Consider the following 24290-nt stretch of genomic DNA (forward strand, 5'->3'; position numbering starts at 1 on the left):
TTTTTCCTGTTAAAAAGGCATTTTTTCTATAATTTCCTAAGTAAAGGTCGGGACTTTTTCCGAGCAAAATGAGGCAAAAATCCATTAACTGAGACAAATCATAAAAACAAAAAAAGGCAGTTAAACTGCCCTTTTTTTAAAAATTTAATTTTTGGTTTCCGCTTCTTTCACTGGGCTTTGGGCGTTATCCTTTTTGTTATTCAAGGAGAAAATCAGTGGCGTGTTGCTGCCTGCCGGAGAGACTCTTACGTAGCCCGACATTTCCTGGTGAAGTGCGGAACAGAAATCCGTACAGTACATTGGGTACATTCCCGGTTTCAGCGGAACCCATTTCAGTGTGCAGGTTTCACCCGGCATGATAAGGAGCTCGGCGTTTTGTGCACCTTTGATAGCAAATCCGTGAGGTACATCCCAATCCTGTTCGAGGTTAGTAACGTGGAAGTACACTTCATCACCGACTTTTACACCTTCAATATTATCTGGTGAGAAATGTGAGCGGATAGAAGTCATGTACACATGTACTTTATTACCTTCCCGAACGACCTTACTTTCACCTTCTCCTTTGGTTACATAAGGGTGCTTATTTTCTTCGAGTTTGAAGAATTTTACCTGGTTTTTGGTAAATAATTCTGCGGGACCGGCTTGCGCGTAGTGTGGCTCGCCAATTGTCGGGAAATCCAGCAGCAGTTTCATTTTATCACCCGTAATGTCGAAGAGCTGGGCAGATTGCGCCAATTCCGGGCCGGTTGGTAAATAACGGTCTTTGGTGATTTTGTTGTAAGCAACTAAATATTTTCCGTAAGGTTTTTTAGTGTCGCCGCCAACAACCATTAGGTGACCGGTAGAATAAAAAGTCGGCTGTCTGTCTAAAACTTTCAAAGTTTTAATGTCCCATTTCACGATTTCCGAAGATACAAACATGGAGGTGTAGGCATTTCCTTTTCCGTCAAATTCGGTGTGTAAAGGTCCTAAACCTGGTTTTTGAACTTCGCCATGTAAAACATCTTCATATTTTAGAATTGGAATTCCATCAAATTCACCTGCAAATTTTTTGTCTTTAATAGCTTTCATTAATTTATCAAAACTAAAAACAGGGATTAAAGCGGCCAATTTTCCGGAACCGATAATGTATTCACCAGTTGGATCGATATCGCAACCATGTGGAGATTTCGGACATGGAATTAAATACGCGATGTCTTTCAGTTCTTTAGCAGAAAGTACAGAAACTTCTTTTAGAATCTCTGATTTCGCCATGTGTGTAGTTTCGTCATACGTGTTATGCGCGTATTCTACGGCCATTTTTTTGGCTTTTCCGGCTTTCAGATATTCTTCAGCTTTTTTCCAGTTCACCGCCATGATGAAATCTTTCTCATTTTGAGAGGCATTTACTTCAAGAAGTGTATTTGCCTGTTCTGAGTTGTAGCAAGAGAAAAAGAACCAACCGTGAGATTTCCCTTTTCCGGCGTGTGAAAGGTCAAAGTTGAAGCCCGGTGCTTCAATCTGGAAAGTAATATCCATTTTTCCATCTTCCTTATCGATTCCGATGAAAGAAAGATATCCTTTGAAGTTTTCTTTGAAAGATTCAATCGGAACATCGCCATCGCCATCAGCCGGTACTGCGAAACGCGTTCCAGCCACTACATACTCGGTATTTTCTGTAAGGAAAGGTGAGGAGTGATTTCCGGCAGAGTTTGGAATCTCCAGAATTTCGGTAGTTTTAAAAGATTTCAGGTCGATTTTTGCAACGCGCGGTGTGTTGTTTGCGTTGGCAAATAAATAGCGGCCATCAATTTCACCATTCGTTTGCGAAAGTGAAAGGTGGTGCTGATCATCCCAAGGCACGAAACCATGTGAAGTTTCCAGCATTGGTTTTGTTTCTTCGCTGAAACCATAACCGTTTTCCGGGTGAACTGAGAAGACAGGAACTATTTTCAGCGTTCTGCCACTCGGCAGTCCTACTACACTGATCTGGCCATTGAAACCACCGCTGACAAAGTTGTAAACCTCATCATGCTGCCCTGGTGCAACGTAAACTTTTTCAGCAGCATCACCGGAGACAACATTTTTGGTGCCCTTGGGTTTACATGCGACGATACTAACCGCAGCAAAGGCTGCAATTGCAATTTTCTTGTAAGTTTTCATATATGGATTAATTATTCTTTCAGAAGAGAAAGGAAAAGGAAAGATGAATGGCAAAGTATGCTTTACCATTCATCGGTAGAGCATTTTATTTTGCGCCGTCGATCTGTCTCATGTATTCGAGAACTTCACGGGCATCAGTATCAGTTAAACCTTGATTTGGCATTCTTACCAAACAAAGCTCAAGTTGTTTTTGTAATTCAGGATCTACGTCGATCATTGGATCTGGGTTAGAAATAAAGTTCATAATCCATTCCGGAGTTTGTCTTTTAGTTACTCCTAACCAACCTGGTCCAACCAATCGTTCGTCTGTTGGTTTGTGGCATGAAGTACATTTAACTTCGGCGATTTTTTTACCTGCTGCAGCCATCGCTGGATCAAATTTGCTAACGTCAACGTTTTCATGTTTTCCTAAACCGCGGTTTGGATCATAAGTTGCTGCATCCGCTGTTGTCGGTGCTGCACTTTCCGCCGCTGTAGTTGTAGTTTCAGTAGATGCCGTTGGGATCGTATCCGTGTTCTTGTCACCCCCACAAGAGAATAAGGTGAACGCTAATGCTGCAATTGCAACTGTCTTTAGTGATTTCATTATTTTATTTTTTTGTATAGTCAAAAGTAGTAATCTTTTGTAACTTTGCATTATGACCGTAGTCATACACGAAGTATGATAATTATCGTGAAATTTGTGCTCCTAAGAAATTAAATAGATTTAAATTATATCCGAATGAAAAAGTATCTGATGATATGCGGCTTAATCGCAATTGTTTCATGTAATAAAAAAGAAGTAAATCCTAATTTGGACTCTAATGTGATGTTGGAAGAACCTGTAAATACAGTAGTAGATTCTGCAGCTGCAGGCAAGCATGAAGGTCTTGCATTAATTGAAGGTGGCGACTGCCTTACCTGCCATAAAATGGATGTAAGAGTGGTGGGACCATCTTACCAGGAAGTAGCAGATAAATATACCGAAGCGGATATTGATATGCTTGCAGGCAAAATCATTGAAGGTGGAAAAGGAAACTGGGGCGAAATCCCAATGACACCTCACGCCGGAATGAGCCAGGAAAACGCGAAAAAAATGGTTGCTTATATTTTGACATTAAAAAAATAAATATATTTTTCACGCTTAATTAAGGCATTTTATAGCAATATAAAATGCCTTTTTCGTTGTCAGTATCGCAATTATGTCAATTTGTCATAGTTTTTTTGTTGGTATAAAATTGGAGAAAACCTGCCTGAACAAATAATGGTAATAATTAAAAATAAATGATATGAGTAAAATAATCGGAATTGACTTAGGTACAACCAACTCATGCGTTGCGGTAATGGAAGGTAAAGATCCTGTTGTTATCCCAAACGCAGAGGGTAAAAGAACCACACCATCGATCGTAGCTTTTACAGAAGATGGCGAAAGAAAAGTAGGTGATCCTGCAAAAAGACAGGCGGTAACCAACCCAACAAAAACAATCTATTCAATCAAAAGATTTATCGGTACACATTTTAAAGATGACGCCACTGAAATTGGTAGAGTAGCATATAAAGTAGTAAAAGGTCCAAACGATACTGTAAAAGTAAAAGTTGACGACCGTGAATATACACCACAGGAAATTTCTGCAATGATTCTTCAGAAAATGAAGAAAACAGCGGAAGATTATCTGGGTCAGGAGGTAACAAGAGCGGTAATTACTGTTCCGGCTTACTTTAATGACGCACAGCGACAGGCTACAAAAGAAGCTGGTGAAATCGCTGGTTTAACAGTAGAAAGAATTATCAACGAGCCTACAGCTGCAGCTTTAGCTTATGGTTTGGATAAAAGCCATAAAGATCAGAAAATCGCAGTTTACGATTTAGGTGGTGGTACTTTTGACGTGTCTATCCTTGATTTGGGTGACGGCGTTTTCGAAGTATTGTCCACAAACGGTGATACACACTTAGGTGGTGACGATTTTGATGATGTTATCATCAACTGGTTGGCAAATGAGTTCCAAACCGAAGAAGGTGTTGATTTGAAAGCAGATCCAATCGCGCTTCAAAGATTAAAAGAAGCTGCGGAAAAAGCAAAAATCGAGTTGTCATCTTCTACCCAAACAGAAATCAACCTTCCTTATATTACAGCTACAGCTACCGGACCAAAACACCTGGTGAAAACTTTAACCAAATCGAAATTCGAACAGTTAGCTGCTGATTTGGTACAACGCTCCATGGAACCTTGTAAAAAAGCACTTTCTGATGCCGGGCTTACAACCGCAGACATCGACGAAGTAATTTTAGTTGGTGGTTCTACCAGAATTCCGATTATTCAGGAGCAGGTAGAAAAGTTCTTCGGTAAAACACCTTCAAAAGGCGTAAACCCGGATGAGGTAGTAGCTTTAGGTGCTGCGATCCAGGGTGGAGTTTTAACCGGTGATGTAAAAGATGTCTTATTATTAGATGTTACACCACTTTCTTTAGGTATTGAAACAATGGGTTCTGTATTTACCAAACTTATTGAAGCAAATACCACAATTCCAACCAAAAAATCAGAGGTTTTCTCTACCGCGAGCGACAATCAGCCAGCAGTTTCCATCAGAGTTGGACAAGGCGAAAGACCGATGTTTAATGACAACAAAGAAATCGGTAGATTTGATTTAACAGATATTCCACCTTCACCACGTGGTGTTCCCCAGATCGAAGTAACCTTCGATATTGATGCAAACGGTATTCTTAGCGTTTCCGCAAAAGATAAAGGAACCGGAAAAGAGCAGTCTATTAAAATTCAGGCAAGCTCCGGACTTTCAGAAGAAGAAATCCAAAAAATGAAGCGCGAAGCGGAAGAAAATGCTTCTGCCGATGCGAAGAAAAAAGAAGAAGTTGAAATCTTCAACAAAGCTGACGGATTGATTTTCCAAACAGAAAAACAGCTGAAAGAATTTGGAGATAAACTTTCTGCTGATAAAAAAGCTGCTGTTGAAGCTGCACACGCAGAATTGAAAACCGCCTTTGAAGCGAAAGATATGGAAAGCATCAAATCCAAAACTGAAGCGTTAGACGCTGCTTGGATGGCTGCTTCCGAAGAAATGTATGCTGCGGGAAATGCAGGACAGCCAGGTGCCGATCAGGCGCAGGGAAATCCGCAAAGCAATGACGGAGCCGATGACGTTCAGGATGCAGACTTCGAAGAAGTCAAGTAATTAACAATTATCATCGATTAACATCGATTGAAATAAAGTAGTAAATCGCTGTAAACTTAATGTTTATAGCGATTTTTTTGTTTTTGACATTTTTCATTAATAGTTGATTTTAATCTATTTTTATCGTATTTTTGTATCTTACTTGTACCGCGTTTTAAATAGTAGACAATGTGCGTCTTATCATGTCTTAAACGGGCTTCCGATGTTTAAATGTGACAATTTACCTCTAAAACTAATATGATGGGCTTTAGTAAACTCAAAATCCCGAAGGCTTGTGAATCTTGCGAAAAACTATTTGAAGCAAAAACTGTTACTACCAGATTTTGCAGTAAATATTGTTCAGCGACGTCAATAAAAAAACAGAAACGTCTGGCTAAAGAATTAGAAGCGAGACAAACTTTGTTGGAAAAGTCCGCAATAAAGATTGCTGAAATACAGACGCGCCCATACATCTCAGTAACTGAAGCGGCTGTACTGTTCGGAATGTCAAAAGATACCGTGCATCGATTAATCAAAAACAAAAGAATTTCTGCTTACAATTTTGGTCAGAGACTAACACGGGTTTGTAAAACAGATTTGGAAGCTTTGTTTACGACAGTTGATATGCCTAAAACGGATGAAGCCGGCCGCGCAAAACCCAACTTTGAAGTTGGAAATTGCTATACGATTTCTGAGATAAGTGCAAAATTTCATGCTGATCCTGGAACCGTAAACAGCGTAATTAGAAGAAATAAAATTCCGACAAAGCAAGTTGGAAGTTTTGTGTACGTACCTAAAAATTTAATAGATAAAATTTTTGACGGAAAATGAAAGAATTATTAAAAACGAAAGTTACCGTACGATTGCGCAAAGCCGAGTTCCGAAAAGAATGGTTCATTTATTTGGAAAGTTATCCTGTGATGATTTCAGGTAAAAATGATCCTCAAAGAATTCGCGAATATTTGAACAGGAGTGTAACCACCGTCGATTTTGACAAGAAAAGACCCGCGCGAACAACGGAAAATTCAGTTTCGTTCAAACCCAGAAGGGATGATAATGGAATTATTGTATGCAAAAGTGAAAACGACCGCGAAACAATGTTTTACGCAGATTCATTACGCAAACTGAGACAGAGAGAATACGATAACATTGAACTTTACAACGAACTTGACATAATTCAGCAGGAACAAAAAGAAAAATCTCAAGAGAATTTTCTGAGGTATTTCGAACTGCTTATTAACAAACGACATAGAAATAACTCCGAATCTATTAAGGTCAATTGGTATCGGTCGATAGAATTTCTAAAAGATTTCGGAGGTCAAATTATTACGTTCTCACAGATTGATACGAAGTTCTGTGAAAATTTCAAATCGTATTTGTTGACTGCAAAAAGTGGTAGCAATAAAGAAGCGATAATTTCTCAAAATACGGCTTCAACTTACTTTTCTGTTTTCAAAGCTGCATTAAAAGAAGCGTTTATCGATGGCTTTTTTACGACTGATATTTCGGCGAAAATAAAATCAATTCCACATGAAGAATCGAGAAGGGAATATTTAACACTGGAAGAACTGAATACTTTAGTTGAAACACCATGCGAACTTGATGTTCTAAAACGTGCAGCGCTATTTTCTGCATTGACAGGTTTGCGACATTCCGATATTCAAAAATTGACGTGGAATGAAATAAGTATTGAAAACAATCAAGCCAGAATAAATTTCACTCAAAAAAAGACCAAAGGTGTAGAATATATGCCGATGTCTAAACAAGCTTTACAACTTTGCGGTGAATCTGGCGGTCCAACTGATTTGGTTTTTAAAGATTTAACGAACCCAGCTTGGATTTCTCGACCACTTAAAAAATGGATTGAAAGTGCAGGAATTACCAAAAAAATAACCTTTCACAATTTCAGACACACTTTCGCTACTTTGCAACTTTCTAGCGGAACAGATATTTATACAGTCAGTAAAATGCTTGGACATACAAATGTGAAAACTACTCAAGTTTATGCAAAAGTTGTTGATGAAAAGAAAAATACTGCATCAAAAGCAATCCTATTAAAAAACTTTTAAAATGCAGTCTAAACATTTTTATAATATTCTAAAGAAAATCCCTGTAGTTATAGCCTGGCTTTCTTTCGCAGCATTAGTGAGAATTTCTTTTCTTGACAAAGGAGTTGACGATTACACTGCAAATATTATTTTCTGGTGTGTCAGTGCATTAGGTGTAATACTTTATGCAATTATAGTCCTATTTCTTGATGGAATAATAGTTTTATTCAGAAAAATTTTTCCCAAAAAGAATAACTCTAAAAATCCTACTGTAGATTTTATTCAAACTGAAAATCATGAGAATATTACAATCGGGCAAAAAGAAATAATTGATGACAATACAGCAAATCAGTTAATTGAAGATTCAAAGGAAAATATTGAGAATCAAACAATGGAAAAGGTAAATCTTGAGTCTATAAGAAAAACCCAACTTCAGCAAAAGCAACAGATTGAAAGTGAGAAATTACAAGTAGCTCTAGATTACACTCGAAATCAATTTGCATTACATTTAAAGGATGAAGATCTTGATGTACTTTGCGACGCGGTAAATTTATATTCAATAAAAGAAGATATTCTTAATAATATTTCTATTTACACAAAGGACTTAACAAATCTAGACCTTTATCACTTCGGCTGGAATATCTGGAATCATTTCAGACCCATAAAACAGGAGGAGGTTTCAAAATTATTAAAAAATGTTTTCGTTTCGCTAGATGATATTGATTTGGAAAGTATCAAATCCCATTTGAAAGATGAACCTAAAAAAGGCATTATAAAAATTCAAGAAAACCTGGCAGACTACCAAAAGACATAAAAAATCACAAAACGTAGTGTATTTTAAGTGATTCCTCTGTGATTGCGTGTTTACGGCCATCACAGAGGAATCACTTTTTTTCTTTGCACCATAACAATCAAAAACAACAGTTATGGAGAGTAATGAAATCTCATTCGAAAATCTGCCAAAAGCAGTGGCGCATCTGGTCAGCGAAATTGCTATAATAAAACTTTTGGTAGAAGTAAAGCAACCACAGCAAGTTCCTCAAAAAAGAATTCCAATAGATATAACGGAAGCCTGCCAAATTATCGGGAAAGCCAAACCTACCGTTTATACTCTTGTACGGAAAAGATTAATCCCCTGCTATAAAAATGGCAAGAAACTCTATTTTTTCGAGGACGAACTATTGGAGTGGATTTCCAAAGGAAGAAAGAAAACTTTGCAGGAAATCGAATCTGAAGCAACTGCAGATTTCAAAAAGAATTTTAGAAAAACTTCAGCAGAATTTAATCTAAAATCCCAATCATGAGCACAGAAATTCCTTACTTAAGAGTAGGAACTTCCTACTACAAAACCATAGAAAAACCGTTGATTTCTGGCGATAAGATTTCGATTTTAGTACGCTGGAATCGGGAAACAATTGTGAGCGACCACGGAAAAACATACGTTTCGAGCGTTCCTAAATTTGATGGATTTTGCTGTATTCCAAACCATTTGAATTATCAACAAGTAATTGAAGGATTCTACAATGTGTACAATGAAATGCCTTTTCAACCAAATGATGAAAAAGCAGACCTTCAATCAATATCAGAAAAAATTCCTTTTTCCCTGAATTTTATGGAGCATATTTTCGGAGAGCAGATAGAATTAGGATTGGACTATTTAAAAATATTACTTCTATATCCCACGCAAATCCTTCCGATACTCTGTCTGGTCAGCAAAGAAAGAGTGACCGGAAAAACAACATTTATAAAATGGCTCAAATGTATTTTCGGATTGAATATGACCTACATAAAAGGAGATTCGTTTGGAAGTCAGTTTAACGCAGATTGGACCTCTATGCTAATTGTGGCAATTGATGAAGTTTTCTTTGATAAAAAAGAGATTACTGAACGTTTAAAATATCTTTCCACCACAGATAAAGATAAAAAAGAAGCGAAAGGAAAAGACCGGGAGGAAGTCGATTTTTTTGCGAAGTTTATTCTATGTTCCAACAATGAAGATAATTTTATTCAGATTGATGAAAACGAAGTTCGGTTCTGGATTCTAAAAATCAAACCAATCAAATCTGAAAGAACTGAATTTCTACGCGATCTTAATGCTGAAATACCTTACTTTTTAAACTACTTGATTCAAAGACCATTTCACAGCCAGAAGAAAACACGAATGTGGTTTACTCACACGGAACTACACACAACTGCTTTGCAGAAATTAGTTTGGAAAAATAATAACAAACTAGAATCCCGGATCATTGAATTTCTGTTTGAATTTTTTGAAAGTGTAGAAGACCCGGAAATAAATGCTGTCCCGCAAGATATTTTGAATATGCTCAATAAAATGTTCAAAAACAGTTACTGGACCATCAATGATGTTCGAAAATTATTAAAGGAAATCTGGAAACTAGAGCCGCAAAAAAATTCTTTGGCTTACATCAAATACGACATGGATTATGGCGGAAGTTTTTATCAACAAAATAAACTGGGACGCTATTTTACCATAAAAAGAAATTTTATATCTCAAAAATTTGATGAAATGATGAGTTAGTTGATAATGAAAAGAAAATCAATTAGTTACTACTCATCAAAAGCCTCATCAAATTTCTATATCGTCTTTTTTGATGAGAGTTTGATGAGTGAAAAAATACAGGTTTGATGAGACGATGAGCGTTTGATGAGTGATTAACTTTCTGTTAAACAAATAGATACAACCTTTCCTCATCAATTCATCAAATTTTTCCCCAAACTCAACCCCTAAACTTTACAGCAATGAACTGCACACAATTTAACAAAATTTCGGTGGAAGAAGTCCTGCAATCTCTTGGACATTTTCCTACAAAACAAAATGAAAAAGAAGCGTGGTTTATAAATCCGTTTTCCAAAGAAAACAACGCCTCTTTTAAAATTAATAAAAACCTCAATTATTGGTATTTATTTTCAGAAGGAATTGGTGGAAACAATATTGATTTTATGAAGAAATATTTAAACACTTCCATATCTGAAGTTTTAAACTGGGCAGAAAATCAGAATTTTTCTTCTTTTCACCAGCAAACAAAAAATAAGAAATTATTCAATCTTCCTAAAACTTATGAAATATTAGAGGTGAAAGATATTCACCATCCTGCATTAATTCAATATTTGAAAAGCAGAAAAGTAGAAGATCAAAAGTACTTGATTCAGGAAATTCATTATCAAATGAATGATAAAAAATATTTTGGAATTTGTTTTAAAAATGATTCCGATGGATATGAAATTCGCAATGCTTATTCTAAAATTAGTTTGGGCAAAAAAGACATTACCATCATAAAAAATAACTCAAAATCGCTTCGGATTTTTGAAGGCTTTTTTGATTTTCTCTCCTTTAAAAATATTGAAAAATCATTAGAAAATGAACCTTCAGATTACATGATTTTGAATTCAGTTTCGATGATTCATAAGATTAAAAATTCACTTGAAAATTATGAAAAAATAGACCTCTATTTTGATAATGACGAAGCAGGAAATTGCGCCGTTGAAATCATCAAAAATGAAAGAATTGAAGCAGAAGATTGTAGGGTTTTGTATTCCGATTTTAAGGATTTAAATGATTGGTTGATTCATAAAATCCACAAAATGATAATCTACAATCGTTAAATAGAAGGAGGTATTAGCATAAAAGAAACAATAAAAGGCCTGCGTAAAAAGGTGACGGTCAAAATATGGTTAGAAGGTAGTGCAAAAAGTACCCATTGTTTACAATAAGCGTTTCACGCTTTTTATAAAACTGGGATTTTTGATTTCTTCCTATCGTCAGAAATACAATTTACAGTAAATAACAAAATAAAAATTAAAACATGAAAGAAGATTTTTTTAAAAAATTTGTGCAAAAAGCAACACAGGAAAATGAGCAAAAATTGAATGCTGAAAAAAGAAAAAATCACTTCAAAGATTTAGGTCGAAGAGGTGGTTTGAAAAAGAAATCTGATCCACAATTAACGAGAATAATTTCCTTTAGGATGACTGAAAGTGAATATCAGATTGAGTTAAAAAAAGCCGAGAAAGCAAAGTTGAAATTATCAACTTTTGCCCGAATGGTTTACCATGGAAAAGTGCTGAAAATTGACGAATTTAAAACCGATGAAATTTTGTTGGAATACGGAAATAATTTTAAAAGAATTAAAAATTTACTGCGCCACAGAGAATGGAATGTTTTCTCAAATAAAAAGAAAATTATTGTTGAGATCGAAGAAATAATCGAACTCATTCGTCAGTATTTATATTTTAAAAACAATCAAAAAATAGCGGATGAATAATTCAGCAACTACCAGAATGATCTCTAAAATTGCGCTGGAATATAATGGGAACGATAAAGGAATGGCAATCGCTGCTGCATCTAATTTCCTTTTAAGCAGCAATCCAGAACAACAATACCAGGAAATGAAAACTGTAGCCGACAGAAATTCAAAAGTGAAAAAGTGGGCTTTAACTGGATATATTTCTCCACCTACTGAAAACACAAAGCAATTATCAGATGAAGAATTAACTGAAATTTCAATTGAAGCATTGCAGAAGATTGGAGTTACAGATAGCAATCAATACCGCTTGGATATCCACAACAGCACAAAACAAAAACACATTCATTTTGTGGTCAATAGAATGAATATTCATGGAAAATGTACGGTAAAATCACGTAAAATTGGTGAAAGATTCGGTGAAGCAGTCCGCCAAATTTGTCAGGAACGAAATCTGAAAACGGATGTAGAAATTGGAATTGAAAAGAAAGCAGAAATGCTGAAAAATCTTAATCAGAGTTTGAAGTGCTCCAATAATTTTGATGAATTAATTTCAGAAATGAGGAAAAGAGGCTTTTTAACTGAACTTTCTAAAAATGAAAAAATTGGAATTTCGGGAATGCGAATCATTTTGGAGAGCGACATCAATCATCAAACCGAACGACAATACAAACCGGGTTATAAACTTTCAGAAATAACATCAAGTCTAAAAATAGCGGAGATCAAAAGTGTTTTTGATTTAAAAAATATTGTGAAACAAGAATTAAAAGCGTCTTCAAGTTTGAAAGAACTTCGGGATAATCTGTATCGGCAAGGATGGGCGATGAAAGTTCAGTATAAAAAAGAATTCCGACCCAATCAAATTAATCAAGTTCATGATATCTGGATCAAAAGAGTTGCGACCACAACTTCCAATCAGCAGAAAAATGGTTTCTTTTACGATAAATACAATGGGTTTTCTCTTTCTGCAATTGGTGGCAATTTTCAAAACATTGAAAAATTAATAAATGCTACCGCACAATCATCAGTTTTTCCTGCCAGTAGCACGAATGAAAATGTATTAGAAATTGCTTTGGAAACAGTTGAAGAAATCCTAAAACCAAATTACGTTTCACCAGCGGAAGATGAATGGTGGAAAAAGAAGAAAAAATTTAATCGATAAAAAAATATAAAATGGAAAACAATAATCAAATTGAAGAATCAAAATCTGATGGATTTGAACTTTTAGAAAATGTAATCAGATCGAACGAAGAGAATATAAAATCAAATAATAGTAGAATTGAAATTTATTCAAAATTAGCATTTGCGTTGGAAGATCACTTAACTATCATGGGTCAGACTCAATTAGATTTTGAAGCGGTTGGCGAGACATATCAAGATGCAATGAAATTTCATGAATTAGAATCTGTAAAAAAAACTGAATTCTTAAAAAATATTCCGACCAAAATCGAAGCGGTTCTTTCGCCAGAAACAGTAGAAGATTTTGAGAAGATAAATTCAAAAATGAAAGAAATGAAAATCTTAACATGGTCCGGATTGGGAACGATGATTTTAGGAATTTTGATTTTAGTTATTTCTATCAATTTTGCTACGAACTGGTATAAAGAAAGCATTAAAGCGAAAAGTGAACTTCGTGCAAATATATTAAGTGAAATTGCTGGTGAAGGGAAAAAAATCTATGATAAAAATGAGGTGAAAGCTTTGAGTGAAAATACTAAATTGATGCAATTATGGATAAAGAATAATCCTAAAAAGGCGGAAGATTTTTTGCGGTTTAAGGATGGGTATGATGCGAAAAATACTACGGAAAGAGAGAGTGAGTAATTACATGAATTTTAATTTTGATGTTCGAAATGTCCAGTTTTTTAATTAAAAAACTGGACATTTTTATTATATTTATTTTTTAATGATTCAATGAAAACAGCTGATTACCTAGCATATACTATAAATCGCCTTTCTAAAGGTTATGTGTTCACTCATGATGATATTTTTAATGAGGTCAATAATAACGAAGCACTTATAAAGGCATTGAATAGGATGGCGGGTTTGGGGAATTTTGAAAAACTTTCACAAGGGAAATATTACAAACCTGAACTGGCTATCTAACGTGATTAAGCATCTACGACCAATTGGGATTTACAACCCAAGTAAGCAATACCATTCAAATCGGGAAAAATGAGATTCGACCTCCATTAGAAAGAGGAAGATATTCTATTTCTTTTGTGAAACAAAAAAACACGATTAATAAAGAAAATATTAATTCCTTGCAATTGCTTGATGTTTTAAGATTTATTAATAAAACCCCAGATACAAATATATAAAATACACTTAAAAGATTTATTGAAATATTAAAATGTAAGAACTCTAAAAAAATTATAATTTGCAGAAACTAGCCTTGAAATACCAACCTTCTGTCAGAGCATTATTGGGAGCAATACTAGAGCATATTAATTTGGATGATATAAAATTATTAAAAAACTCACTTAATCCTATCACGAAATATAATTTTAAAGCTGCTGATAAAGTCCTGAGTACGACTGAAAAATGGAATATCAAATGAATTTGAACGAAAACAAAACGCTATTTAATCAAGCATGAGATTGAGCCGATATATATTTAATTTTTTAGAAAATTAGTTTGTAGAAAATTCCCCGATGCCAAAGAAATGCTTCGAATACTCGGAATAGTGAATGATAGATTGCAAAATATTTTTTGGAATCTTCCTAAATAATGTGAATTTTAGAAAACAGCAAATAAGATTAAAATCAATCTATTTTTACACTGAATTTTGATATATTTGAAGTGAAAATATTATTTTTATATAAGAGCACTTAATCATATGAACAGAATTAAAGAAGTACTTTTAGAAAAGGGTATTAAACAAAAATGGTTAGCAGAACAGTTAGGTAAAAGTTATAATGTGGTTAATGGTTATGTGCAAAATCGGCAGCAGCCAAGACTTGAAGTACTTTATGAGATTGCTGAAATTTTAAAAGTACGTGTTAAAGATCTGCTTAAAGAAGATTAATTATGACGAAAAACATTTCTGAAGCTGACACAAGAGCAAATTATATTGATCCGAAACTTATAGAAAGTGATTGGACTTCTGATAATATAGAAAGAGAATATTACTTTACGGACGGCAGAAAATTACTTGGAAATAAAAGAGGCAAGAGACTATTTCTTGATTATCTGTTGAAATTCAACAACATTAATCTGGGCTTAATTGAGGCTAAAAAGTCAAATGATCATGCAACAAAAGGATTACAACAAGCAATAGATTATGCCGAGAAATTAAAAATAGATTTCGTTTATTCTTCAAATGGAAAACAAATCTACGAGTTTAATAGAGTCATTGGAAAAGGTGATTATATTGAGAAATTTCCAACTCCTCAAGAACTTTACAATAAGCTTTACGGAAAAAATATTGAGTTAAAAAAGCTATTACACAGTATACCTTTTTACCTAACTGGTGCAATGAGACCTAGGTATTATCAAGAGATTGCAGTTAACAAAGTTTTAGAAAATATTGCAGACGAAAAGAAAAGAATCTTACTAACTCTAGCAACTGGGACTGGCAAGACATTTATTTCTTTTCAAATTGTACACAAACTTTTCCAAGCTAAATGGAATCTTGACGGAGAAAGCAGGAGACCCAGAATTTTGTTTTTAGCGGACAGGAATGTTTTAGCAGACCAAGCTATAAATACTTTCAATCCATACGAAAACGATCTCGTGAAAATTAACGGAGAAGAAATAAAAAGTAGAAATGGCGTTGTTCCAACCAATGCTTTTATATTCTTTGCTATTTATCAGGCAATCGCGGAAAGAGAAGATATTGGTGCGTATTACAAAGCATATCCACCCGATTTTTTTGATTTGATAATAATTGATGAGTGTCACAGAGGTAGTGCTAATGAAGAAGGTTCGTGGAGAGCAATATTAGACCACTTTAGTCAAGCAGTTCATTTAGGTTTAACAGCAACACCGAAAAGAGAAGATAACGTAGATACATATTCATATTTTGGAAAACCGATATATGAATATTCTTTAAACGATGGTATTTCTGATGGTTTTTTAACGCCATATAAAGTAAAAAGGGTTAAGACTAATATCGATGAATACATTCATACAAATGACAATAAGGTTATCCAAGGTGAAATAAAGAAAGACCGTTATGATATAAATGACTTCGATAAGAACATAACTATTATACAAAGGACTGATTTAGTTGCAAGAGCCATTCTAAATAATATCGGAAGAATGGAAAAAACCATTGTTTTTTGTGTGAACCAAGACCATGCTTTGGAATTGAGAGACATGATAAACAAGCATAAAACGGTTACTGATTCTAACTATTGTGTAAGAGTTACCTCCGACGAGGGGAAAATTGGAAGGAACTTTTTAGAAGCATTTCAAGACAATGATAAGGATATTCCAGTAATCTTGACCTCCTCAAAAATGCTTACTACTGGTGTTGATGCAAGAAATGTTAGAAACATAGTTTTGACCTCACCTATAAGTTCAATGGTCGAATTCAAACAAATTATTGGAAGAGGTACTAGAGTTTATGATGGCAAAGACTTTTTTACAATAATTGATTTTGTTGGTGCAACAGATTTATTCTATGATGCTGCTTGGGATGGAATTCCAGAGGATGAAATCGTAACGGATGAAACAGGGAAAATTGGAAACGAAAAATCTCCAAAGAAGCCTCAAACAAATATAGTAGAAGAACCTAGCGAAGAATATGGAGAGAAAAAAGAAAAACTAATTGTAGAATTAAGTAACGGAAGAGCTTTAAAAGTAATTGATATTGATACAAGATATATTGACGAAAATGGCAAACCATTAACTGTAAGAGAATTTCTAGAGAAATTGGTTGGCGAATTACCTGCAATTTACCAAGATGAAAACAATCTTCGTGAAATTTGGGCAAATCCAGACACAAGAAAAGAACTTTTAGAGCAACTTGGTTCTTTAGGTTTCGATAAAGAACAATTAGATGCATTACGAAATATGATCGCTTCGCCTGAATGTGATATTTTTGATGTGCTTTCACATATTTCATTTAGCTCTGATTTAAAAACAAGAAAAGAAAGAGCAATTGCGGTTCGTGATGATAATTTCTTTGCCGTATATCAAAACTTGAAGGCGAGAGAATTTTTAGAATATGTTTTGAATCATTACGAAAAATTTGGAATTGAAGAATTACAGAGAGAGAAACTAGGTGATTTAGTGAAATTAAAATTAGGTACAACCAAAGATGCCAAGGTTGTTTTTGGCGATATGAAAAACTTATTGGGAGCATATTACCAACTTCAACAAAACATTTATCAAGTAGTATAATGACCACATTAGAATTTAAAAGTAAGATTTCAGAAAATACCCAAACCATTAATGTAAATAATGGCATTACTACTTTTATCGGTGGTAATGGTTCTGGTAAATCGTCAATTTTAGAAGCAATTTTCGAAAAATATATTGAAGATGACAATTTTAGAGTTATATGTTTCAGTTCTGGACAAAATGAGCTTTTTACTGAACTTTTCCATAAACATAAACAAACAAATCGGAAATATTTAAGAGAGAGAAACGAGCCAATTCAATCATTTTATTTTAATAATGAATGGATTAAATTATTGATTTTCTGGTCTTCTATTTTCAAAGAAAATGGACTAGTAAGAACTTATTTAAAAGAAAAAGGATATATCGAAGTTGACAATTTAGGTGATGATATTTCAAGCAGACTAGATTTTAGATTTAGAGTGAGAAAAAATTACGTCCTTAACATTAGGAAAGAAATCGAGAAAGAAGAGTTAGGAAATAATGAAAATGATGAAGGATATGAATTGCAGGAAAACCTACTACGGAAAACCGAATTTCATGAGACTTTAGAGAAAATTATTAATGCTTTTGATATTGATTTTGACTTTCAGAATAATGATAACTTAGTTAAAAGATGGTTGACATTCGACTCGAAAAAAGCTTTTGAAGTGTTTACGCATAAAAATGTAAACAAATTATTTAGTTTTTGGGCTTTAGCAACCAATGGCTGGTTGTCAAATTCCGAATTATCAGAATTCAATTTAAGGTTTAAGAACAATATCCAATTTAAACATTTGAGTGATGGAGAGTATCAAATTTTATCTACTTATGCTATAATAGATTTGTTTGATAATGAAAATACAATTTTCTTATTTGATGAAATTGATTCTCATTTATACTACAAAAATTTGAATAAAATGTGGGGAGTATTAAATAATTCACAAGGAATCATTATTACAACAACTCACATTTCGGAATCTATCTTACATAATAAAATTGAAAATATTAAGGTAATTGAAAATGGCAGAATTGAAGAAAGTTTGACTTTTTTAGAACTTTCAAAGAGATTAGACAGTATAGTTGGGCAGAAAAACTACCAATTTAAAATTTTGTCAAGAGTCCTATACCCTGTAATAATGGACAATGTAAATGATTGGACAATTTTCAAAAAACTTGCAGTAAAAAAACTTGGAGAAGATATTAATTTAACTCTTGACAAATTCTTACCTATTTCAAAAGAGTCAAGTTTCAATAGTCCTAACGAAATTTTAGGTAGAAGTAAACTTCATTTTATTGAAGAATTCAGAAAAGAAAACCAAGGAAAAGAAATATTAACGAAAGAGATATTTCTCATATGCGACAAAGACGTTTTTCCAGAAAATCAAATAACTCAAAATCTAACAGTTACAATTCACGCAGATTTTAATAGCATAAAAAGATTTAATGGCAATGATACGAAAACGCATCTTCTATGCTGGAAACGAAGAGAAATCGAAAATTATCTATTAGCACCTTCTCTATTTGATGCAAAGAATTGTAATGACGCTGTAAATGCACTTTACAATTTGCCAAATTATGATATTGGAAATAATTTAGACAACATTACAGATTTTAGAAATGGAGATTTCAAAACTGTTTTGAGACCATTGTATAATATAGATGGTTCAGGGTTTAATGAAGAAATGCTTGAAGAAATGATTAGTCATATTCAAGTAGATGAAATTTCTAATGATATAGAATTAGTTTATAATTACTTAAAAGATACGATTGCATAATGAGCGACATACAAAATAAAATAGACAGAATAACTGACATATTAAGAAGAGATGACGGTATCAGTGGGGCAATGCACTACACGGAACAGATCTCATGGATTCTATTTCTGAAATTCTTAAATGACTTTGAAATCAACAAAGCGGATGAAGCTGTTCTAAAAGGTAAAGAATATGAATATGTTATCCGTAAAGATTTAAGATGGGAAAACTGGGCTTGTCCAAAAGATGAGAATGGAAAACTAGATGTCAAACGAGCTTTAACTGGGAGTGATTTAATTGAGTTTGTCAATAAAACTTTGTTTGATTATTTACAGGAATTCAAAAACAACACGAATGACCCAAAATCAATAAAGTATAAAATTGGGGCAATTTTTGAATTTTTAGATAACAGAATCGCCAGCGGTCATACCTTAAGAGAAGTGTTAGATATTATTGATAGTTTAGATTTTCAAAGTTCAGACGAGCTATTTGAGCTATCGCATATTTACGAAAACTTATTAAAAGGAATGGGTTCTGATGGTGGTAACTCAGGTGAATTTTATACGCCAAGAGCCATTATTAAAGCAATGGTTGAAACTGTTGACCCGCAAGTTGGAGAAACCATTTACGATGGAGCTGTAGGTAGTGCAGGTTTCCTGGTAGAAGCATTTGAATTCATGACATCTCCCCAAAAAAAAGAAAAACTTTCTGCGTCTGATTGGGAAACCATTCAAACCAATACGTTTTACGGACAAGAGAAAACCTCTTTAGGTTATGTAATGGGTATGATGAACATGATTTTACACGGTATTGAAAGCCCGAATGTTTATAAAGGAAATACATTAACCCAAAATATTAGAGATTACCAAGAAAAAGACAGACACAATGTGATACTTGCCAATCCTCCATTTGGCGGTAAAGAGAAGTCACAGATTCAACAGAATTTCCCAATTGAAACCAACGCAACAGAAATGCTATTCATTCAGCATTTTATGAAAATGTTGAAATTAGAAGGACGGGCAGCGATTGTGATTCCTGAAGGCGTTTTGTTTCAAGCAAACAATGCCTTTAAAAAAATTAAACAAGACCTTTTAGAAGGCTTCAATGTTCATACGATTGTGAGTTTACCAAGTGGAGTGTTTTTGCCTTATAGTGGTGTTAAAACAAACATTCTTTACTTTGATAGAAAAGGTGCTACGTCTAAAATTTGGTATTATGATGTAACACCGCCTTACAAGTTAACAAAGAATAAACCGATTGCATACGAACACATGCAGGAGTTTGTAGAATTATTTAAAAACCCAAACAAGAGAAATCATACTAATGGTAAATCAGTCGAAGGTTGTAACAATTGGACAGTTTCTGTTGAAGATATTGTAGATTACGACATCAGTGCCAAAAATCCACATAAGGTTGTAGAAGTGGAACACCTAACACCAATCAAACTTTTATCTAAAATAAGAGATAATGAGAAAAAGATAAATGATTTTATAAACCAAATTGAATTTTTGATACATGGATAATTTTAAAGAGGTATTGGTTAAAGATATTGCAAAAAAAATTCAATACGGTTATACTGGAAAAACTGTAAAATCAGGTAACTACAAATATTTACGAATAACAGACATTCAAAATCAAAAAGTTGATTGGGATAATGTTCCAATAAGTGATATATCTTCTGAACCTGAAATAGAAAAATACAAGCTTGAGCCTAATGATATTTTGTTTGCTAGAACAGGTGCAACAGTTGGGAAATCATTTTTAGTTGAGGAAGTGCAGAATTCAATTTTCGCTTCGTACTTGATTAGAATAAAACCGAAAGAAAACATTTACCCCAAATTCCTTTATCTATTTTTTCAATCAGAAAATTATTGGCAACAAATTAGAGGACATGAAGTTGGTGCAGCGCAACCAAATGTGAACGGTCAAAAACTAGGACTTATTAAAATTCCTTTACCTAAAATGGAAATTCAAAAAGTAATCGTCTCAAAACTTGATGAGATTTTCCTGAAAATTGACAAATCTATTTTACTTCTTGAAGAAAATTTGAAACATTCAAAGGCATTGCTTTTAAGTATTTTAGATGAAGAGTTTGGTAAATTAGATTGTAAACAAGTAGAAATTGGACAAATTTTAGAAAAAACCATTAACCTGAATCCAATAACTGAATTTAAAGAGAAAGAATTCACTTATATTGATATTACATCTATCAATAACGTACAATATTCAATAGTTAATCCTAAAATTCTTAAAGGTAAAGACGCACCAAGTAGAGCAAAAAAAGTAGTGAAACAAGGTGATATCGTTTTTGCTACAACTCGACCAAATTTAAAAAATATTGCTATAGTAAAAGAGGATTACATTAATCCGATAGCTTCTACTGGTTTTTGCGTTTTAAGACCATTAGAAACTAAGTTGAATAATGAATACCTGTTCTATTTTTTAACCTCACAAAAAGTACAAGAATTAATTACTCCATTTATTAAAGGAGCACAATACCCTGCAATTTCAGACAAAGATTTGTTATCAATAAAAATTCCTTTGCCCAATTCTATAAGTGAACAGAAAAAAGTAGTTTCAACAATAAAATTAATAACGGATACAACGAACAATTTTATTAATGAAATTCAAATCAAACTCGACAATTTGAAAGCTTTAAAAAGTAGTTTGCTAGATCAAGCATTTAAAGGGGAATTGTAATAGTAGCTTCCCACATAAAGAAAGATTATGTGGGAAGTTATTTTATAAACGGAATAGTTTATCGGATTGTGATAAAGACAACACTTCGTATTGGCTGATGTCAATATTACTCGGTATTTTATCCCTTAGAATAGGAACAATATATTGACCATTTAGACTATTAGCAACCTCGACTAATGTGTTCAATTGATTATCGTGAATATTCTCTAATTGATCATGTAAAATAAAATGAAGGCATCTTATATCTAAATTATCAGCAAATTGGATATAGGCAAAATCAAAAGCAGCTATTTGCCCTTTTTTCTTACCCGTACTTGGATTTCCTTCGATATTAGTTACAATCAAATCGTATCCTACGTCCTTTTTTCTGGGAGTAAGTATGTAGTTCTCATCGTAAAGTATCTCAGACATTTTTGTGAAATACTTATTAAATTGAGTAACTCTACTTGTTATTAAATCGTCATTAGAAGTAATGTCCTCATTGATAAGACCCAATTCACGCTCAATTCTGTCCATTTTTTCGTTAGAAACTTCCCAAAGTCGTTTTTGCTCTTCTAAATTACCTTTACGCTCAAACTGTTTGTTTAATTCTGTGACGATTTTTTCTAGATCTTCAATTACTCCTGATTTTTGAATTTTAGTAGTCAAGTTAAATTCCTGATCACGTAATTTTGCTAAATCAGCTCTTAATTTTTTCAGTTTTATATCTAAATCAGGTAGTTCTTTTGTAATATAGTCTAACTTTTCAGAAATAAGCTCATTGTGAAATTTCAATGTCTCTTCAAAAGTGACTTGAATATCAGGAATTAACGCATTTGCTTTATCATACAAACTTCTTATTTGGCTTGTGTTGATATTAGCATATTCCTGCTCTAAATCGTCTTTACTTTCAATAATTAAATCCCTTCTTACTTCCAATTGACTAATTTCAGTAGCCGTACGATTCAGCGCATATTTTACTTGATTAAGTTTTTCAATATCCTCATCATATTGCTCATTGAGATTGAAATTCGCTTTCTGTTCGTCGAGCTCTTTTATTTTATCGTTATGGAAAGCTAATTTTTGTTCAATTAATGAAAGTTCTCCTTCTTTTTTTAATCTCCTACGAAACCTGTTCTCACTTTTCCTATCCTCAGTAAGATTGCGCTTCTCCTCTGCTTTGTCTGTTTTTATACCAAGCCAGAATAAGTACAATGCTTCGTAAACTTCATTACCTACGAAAGAACCTAGTACACGAACGATTTTATCCATTCGGTCTTTGTCTATTCGTATGTTTTTAGAGATTATTTGTCTAAAAGTTGGTTTCTCTACATCTGTATTAAAAACCAATCGTTTCAATTCTGCATCAAATTTTTTATCGTCGGTAAAATCCTCTCCATTAATTTTTTGGACTTTTTTACCTCGCTTCAAAAAATTACGCTGAATGGTAATGTGTTCGCTGTTTTCGTCATCGAGATCTTCTACTAATTCTATAGTAACCAAAACTTCAGTATCAGTTAAGAAGTTTTCAATAGTTGTATTTGGCTGTTGAGAAAATTCGGTATCCTTATATATACTTTCACCTTTTGAACCTAAACAATAGTCAACTAATCGTAAAACAGTTGTCTTACCAACATTATTACCTGTGGTTTGCTGAGTTAGCGTTTCGGGAGTTTCATCCACAATAAGATTTATCCCTTTTTTAAAAGGAATATCCCGAATAACACCCGCTTTATTTTCTATTATTAATCGTTTTAAAAACATTTTTCTAACAAACCTTTTTTATCTTTTTTTACTGCGCCTAAAATAAATAACCAATCTAATACCAACGTGAATAAATTGATAGAAATATCATGATTCTTAATTAGGGTACTATATAACTCAAAATAATCAAATTTTGCATTATTTGAGTTATCTAATATTTCTATTACCTTCCCACCCAAATAATACAAATCTCTTTCGGGGTTTATATTCTTATTGACTATCATTATTTTGGCGGCTCTTCTAAAATACTACATCGCATAAATGCATCTACTAAAACCACATACAAACTAATTTGTATGGCTTCAATAGGTAAATGAGTATTTGCATTACTACTATTTTCTATTAAATCCCAAAGTTTGGTTTCTACATTTTCTATAATATTATCTGCATTCGCCCTAATCTCTTCAATACTACTATATTTTTTCTTTTCATTGAGGTAGGCTGTTTTTATATTCAATAAAACATATTCTTTTTTTGTAGACCCTTGTTTTTCTATTTCTTCATAAACTTTATTAAGTCTTCCCTGATAGACTTTGTATTCCTCAATAATGGATTTGTAACGTACAACATTATTATAAAGAATTTTTTCCTCTGGGTCAGGAGCCGATGATGGATCATTAACGGCTGTGCTGTCAAAAATACTACTTCCTAAACTCCCAATAACAATATTGAGTGCCGAAGGGTTTTTTGTGATTAAATTTTGTCCAGATAGTTTTCGTAAAATATCCTCTTCGTGATTCCGTTTCATTTCTCTTAAAACATCAACGGTATACTTGTCTGGATTATTTGTTTCAATATGATGATTTGGACAAAGCAACAATAGATTATTATAATCTGCCCGTTCTTTGCCTGTTAATTTTGAATTATATCTATCAGCTTTTTGTGTACTCTGATTAGCATCTTCGATATGGCATATATTGGAAAAGTTTATATCATCTTCCCAATTTAAAAACACTACATCGCAATTAGGAAATGCACATTTATTCCCAGATAAAGCATACAGTTTTTTAATAGTAAGTATAGAATATTGTCTTGCCTTCTTGTCTGCCATTCATTCCTAATATTAATTATTATTCACAATAAATCTCTTATTTACAGTCTACTTTTAAAAAAAATGTATTTTGAATAGCTGTTAAAGCCTAATTCTGTAAGATACAAATGTAATTC

22 protein-coding genes are annotated in these 24290 nt (G+C 33.3%); 17 read left to right on the forward strand and 5 right to left on the reverse strand.

Translation table 11 applies throughout. From position 1 onward, the window contains the following. Positions 1-144: 144 nt before the first annotated feature. The gene (gene nosZ, locus BMZ55_RS09410) at positions 145-2142 is read right to left on the reverse strand and encodes a Sec-dependent nitrous-oxide reductase (protein ID WP_089820113.1); all 1998 of its coding nucleotides are present in this window, start codon (positions 2140-2142) and stop codon (positions 145-147) included. An 85-nt stretch (positions 2143-2227) separates the two neighbouring features. Continuing rightward, positions 2228-2728 (reverse strand): c-type cytochrome, encoded by a 501-nt coding sequence (locus tag BMZ55_RS09415; protein ID WP_089820182.1) that lies wholly within the window; start codon positions 2726-2728, stop codon positions 2228-2230. A 135-nt stretch (positions 2729-2863) separates the two neighbouring features. Between BMZ55_RS09415 and BMZ55_RS09420 the strand changes: the two genes are divergently transcribed. The 17 genes from BMZ55_RS09420 to BMZ55_RS09500 all read left to right on the forward strand — a co-directional run bounded on the left by BMZ55_RS09420 (position 2864) and on the right by BMZ55_RS09500 (position 21380). Further along, on the forward strand, positions 2864-3250 hold the full coding sequence (locus tag BMZ55_RS09420; protein WP_039341158.1) for a c-type cytochrome: 387 nt from the start codon (positions 2864-2866) through the stop codon (positions 3248-3250). Between the two features lie 160 nt (positions 3251-3410). Further along, entirely contained in the window at positions 3411-5309 is a 1899-nt protein-coding gene (gene dnaK / locus BMZ55_RS09425; protein WP_089820114.1) for a molecular chaperone DnaK, read from the forward strand. Positions 5310-5549: 240 nt separating this feature from the next. Further along, positions 5550-6119, forward strand: coding sequence for a helix-turn-helix domain-containing protein (locus BMZ55_RS09430; protein WP_089820183.1), 570 nt, complete (start codon positions 5550-5552; stop codon positions 6117-6119). Then, a complete protein-coding gene (locus BMZ55_RS09435; protein ID WP_089820115.1) occupies positions 6116-7357 on the forward strand; it encodes a site-specific integrase in 1242 nt (413 codons plus the stop codon). The genes BMZ55_RS09430 and BMZ55_RS09435 overlap by 4 nt, the downstream gene beginning before the upstream one ends. Position 7358: 1 nt before the next feature. Continuing rightward, positions 7359-8150 carry a hypothetical protein gene (locus tag BMZ55_RS09440; RefSeq protein WP_089820116.1) on the forward strand — a complete coding sequence of 264 codons (792 nt, stop codon included), beginning with the start codon at positions 7359-7361 and terminating at the stop codon, positions 8148-8150. A gap of 112 nt (positions 8151-8262) precedes the next feature. Next, a complete protein-coding gene (locus BMZ55_RS09445; protein WP_089820117.1) occupies positions 8263-8640 on the forward strand; it encodes a helix-turn-helix domain-containing protein in 378 nt (125 codons plus the stop codon). Further along, a complete protein-coding gene (locus BMZ55_RS09450) occupies positions 8637-9875 on the forward strand; it encodes a primase-helicase family protein (protein ID WP_089820118.1) in 1239 nt (412 codons plus the stop codon). Before BMZ55_RS09445 ends, BMZ55_RS09450 begins: the two co-directional genes overlap by 4 nt. 221 nt (positions 9876-10096) lie before the next feature. Continuing rightward, entirely contained in the window at positions 10097-10960 is an 864-nt protein-coding gene (locus BMZ55_RS09455; RefSeq protein ID WP_089820119.1) for a toprim domain-containing protein, read from the forward strand. A gap of 200 nt (positions 10961-11160) precedes the next feature. Beyond that, positions 11161-11619 carry a plasmid mobilization protein gene (locus tag BMZ55_RS09460; protein ID WP_089820120.1) on the forward strand — a complete coding sequence of 153 codons (459 nt, stop codon included), beginning with the start codon at positions 11161-11163 and terminating at the stop codon, positions 11617-11619. A gap of 16 nt (positions 11620-11635) precedes the next feature. Next, a complete protein-coding gene (locus BMZ55_RS09465) occupies positions 11636-12760 on the forward strand; it encodes a relaxase/mobilization nuclease domain-containing protein (RefSeq protein ID WP_228411120.1) in 1125 nt (374 codons plus the stop codon). An 11-nt stretch (positions 12761-12771) separates the two neighbouring features. Next, positions 12772-13422: a hypothetical protein gene (locus BMZ55_RS09470; RefSeq protein WP_089820122.1), complete on the forward strand. Its 651-nt coding sequence runs from the start codon at positions 12772-12774 to the stop codon at positions 13420-13422. A 90-nt stretch (positions 13423-13512) separates the two neighbouring features. Continuing rightward, positions 13513-13704, forward strand: a complete 192-nt coding sequence (locus BMZ55_RS11355) for a hypothetical protein (protein ID WP_221404033.1) — start codon at positions 13513-13515, stop codon at positions 13702-13704. A 733-nt stretch (positions 13705-14437) separates the two neighbouring features. Continuing rightward, the gene (locus tag BMZ55_RS09480; protein ID WP_089820123.1) at positions 14438-14626 is read left to right on the forward strand and encodes a helix-turn-helix transcriptional regulator; all 189 of its coding nucleotides are present in this window, start codon (positions 14438-14440) and stop codon (positions 14624-14626) included. A 2-nt stretch (positions 14627-14628) separates the two neighbouring features. Continuing rightward, positions 14629-16947: an EcoAI/FtnUII family type I restriction enzme subunit R gene (gene hsdR / locus BMZ55_RS09485; protein ID WP_089820124.1), complete on the forward strand. Its 2319-nt coding sequence runs from the start codon at positions 14629-14631 to the stop codon at positions 16945-16947. Beyond that, on the forward strand, positions 16947-18701 hold the full coding sequence (locus BMZ55_RS09490) for an AAA family ATPase (protein ID WP_089820125.1): 1755 nt from the start codon (positions 16947-16949) through the stop codon (positions 18699-18701). The genes hsdR and BMZ55_RS09490 overlap by 1 nt, the downstream gene beginning before the upstream one ends. Next, positions 18701-20203, forward strand: coding sequence for a type I restriction-modification system subunit M (locus BMZ55_RS09495; protein ID WP_089820126.1), 1503 nt, complete (start codon positions 18701-18703; stop codon positions 20201-20203). The genes BMZ55_RS09490 and BMZ55_RS09495 overlap by 1 nt, the downstream gene beginning before the upstream one ends. Beyond that, complete coding sequence (locus BMZ55_RS09500) at positions 20196-21380, forward strand: restriction endonuclease subunit S (protein ID WP_089820127.1); 1185 nt, start codon at positions 20196-20198, stop codon at positions 21378-21380. The genes BMZ55_RS09495 and BMZ55_RS09500 overlap by 8 nt, the downstream gene beginning before the upstream one ends. 42 nt (positions 21381-21422) lie before the next feature. Here BMZ55_RS09500 and BMZ55_RS09505 read toward each other — a convergent pair whose 3' ends face one another. Genes BMZ55_RS09505 through BMZ55_RS09515 form a run of 3 tightly spaced genes read right to left on the reverse strand, consistent with a single transcriptional unit; the run spans position 21423 to position 24174 of the window. Continuing rightward, the gene (locus tag BMZ55_RS09505; RefSeq protein ID WP_089820128.1) at positions 21423-23123 is read right to left on the reverse strand and encodes a DUF2326 domain-containing protein; all 1701 of its coding nucleotides are present in this window, start codon (positions 23121-23123) and stop codon (positions 21423-21425) included. After that, entirely contained in the window at positions 23114-23347 is a 234-nt protein-coding gene (locus BMZ55_RS09510; protein WP_089820129.1) for an ABC-three component system middle component 6, read from the reverse strand. Before BMZ55_RS09510 ends, BMZ55_RS09505 begins: the two co-directional genes overlap by 10 nt. Beyond that, entirely contained in the window at positions 23347-24174 is an 828-nt protein-coding gene (locus BMZ55_RS09515; protein ID WP_089820130.1) for an ABC-three component system protein, read from the reverse strand. The genes BMZ55_RS09510 and BMZ55_RS09515 overlap by 1 nt, the downstream gene beginning before the upstream one ends. Positions 24175-24290 lie beyond the last annotated feature (116 nt).

This window comes from Kaistella treverensis, assembly GCF_900114045.1.
GTDB classification, from domain to species: Bacteria; Bacteroidota; Bacteroidia; order Flavobacteriales; family Weeksellaceae; genus Kaistella; species Kaistella treverensis.

What these genes read in the sequence shown, in the direction of transcription:
- BMZ55_RS09455 (WP_089820119.1), top strand. Translation starts at nt 10,097, where the DNA reads ATGAACTGCACACAATTTAACAAAATTTCGGTGGAAGAAGTCCTGCAA.
- BMZ55_RS09500 (WP_089820127.1), top strand. Translation starts at nt 20,196, where the DNA reads ATGGATAATTTTAAAGAGGTATTGGTTAAAGATATTGCAAAAAAAATT.
- BMZ55_RS09515 (WP_089820130.1), bottom strand. Translation starts at nt 24,174, where the DNA reads ATGGCAGACAAGAAGGCAAGACAATATTCTATACTTACTATTAAAAAA.
- dnaK (WP_089820114.1), top strand. Translation starts at nt 3,411, where the DNA reads ATGAGTAAAATAATCGGAATTGACTTAGGTACAACCAACTCATGCGTT.
- BMZ55_RS11355 (WP_221404033.1), top strand. Translation starts at nt 13,513, where the DNA reads ATGAAAACAGCTGATTACCTAGCATATACTATAAATCGCCTTTCTAAA.
- BMZ55_RS09480 (WP_089820123.1), top strand. Translation starts at nt 14,438, where the DNA reads ATGAACAGAATTAAAGAAGTACTTTTAGAAAAGGGTATTAAACAAAAA.
- BMZ55_RS09445 (WP_089820117.1), top strand. Translation starts at nt 8,263, where the DNA reads ATGGAGAGTAATGAAATCTCATTCGAAAATCTGCCAAAAGCAGTGGCG.
- BMZ55_RS09415 (WP_089820182.1), bottom strand. Translation starts at nt 2,728, where the DNA reads ATGAAATCACTAAAGACAGTTGCAATTGCAGCATTAGCGTTCACCTTA.
- BMZ55_RS09490 (WP_089820125.1), top strand. Translation starts at nt 16,947, where the DNA reads ATGACCACATTAGAATTTAAAAGTAAGATTTCAGAAAATACCCAAACC.
- BMZ55_RS09505 (WP_089820128.1), bottom strand. Translation starts at nt 23,123, where the DNA reads ATGTTTTTAAAACGATTAATAATAGAAAATAAAGCGGGTGTTATTCGG.
- BMZ55_RS09440 (WP_089820116.1), top strand. Translation starts at nt 7,359, where the DNA reads ATGCAGTCTAAACATTTTTATAATATTCTAAAGAAAATCCCTGTAGTT.
- BMZ55_RS09450 (WP_089820118.1), top strand. Translation starts at nt 8,637, where the DNA reads ATGAGCACAGAAATTCCTTACTTAAGAGTAGGAACTTCCTACTACAAA.
- BMZ55_RS09465 (WP_228411120.1), top strand. Translation starts at nt 11,636, where the DNA reads ATGATCTCTAAAATTGCGCTGGAATATAATGGGAACGATAAAGGAATG.
- BMZ55_RS09420 (WP_039341158.1), top strand. Translation starts at nt 2,864, where the DNA reads ATGAAAAAGTATCTGATGATATGCGGCTTAATCGCAATTGTTTCATGT.
- hsdR (WP_089820124.1), top strand. Translation starts at nt 14,629, where the DNA reads ATGACGAAAAACATTTCTGAAGCTGACACAAGAGCAAATTATATTGAT.
- BMZ55_RS09470 (WP_089820122.1), top strand. Translation starts at nt 12,772, where the DNA reads ATGGAAAACAATAATCAAATTGAAGAATCAAAATCTGATGGATTTGAA.
- nosZ (WP_089820113.1), bottom strand. Translation starts at nt 2,142, where the DNA reads ATGAAAACTTACAAGAAAATTGCAATTGCAGCCTTTGCTGCGGTTAGT.
- BMZ55_RS09430 (WP_089820183.1), top strand. Translation starts at nt 5,550, where the DNA reads ATGGGCTTTAGTAAACTCAAAATCCCGAAGGCTTGTGAATCTTGCGAA.
- BMZ55_RS09510 (WP_089820129.1), bottom strand. Translation starts at nt 23,347, where the DNA reads ATGATAGTCAATAAGAATATAAACCCCGAAAGAGATTTGTATTATTTG.
- BMZ55_RS09460 (WP_089820120.1), top strand. Translation starts at nt 11,161, where the DNA reads ATGAAAGAAGATTTTTTTAAAAAATTTGTGCAAAAAGCAACACAGGAA.
- BMZ55_RS09495 (WP_089820126.1), top strand. Translation starts at nt 18,701, where the DNA reads ATGAGCGACATACAAAATAAAATAGACAGAATAACTGACATATTAAGA.
- BMZ55_RS09435 (WP_089820115.1), top strand. Translation starts at nt 6,116, where the DNA reads ATGAAAGAATTATTAAAAACGAAAGTTACCGTACGATTGCGCAAAGCC.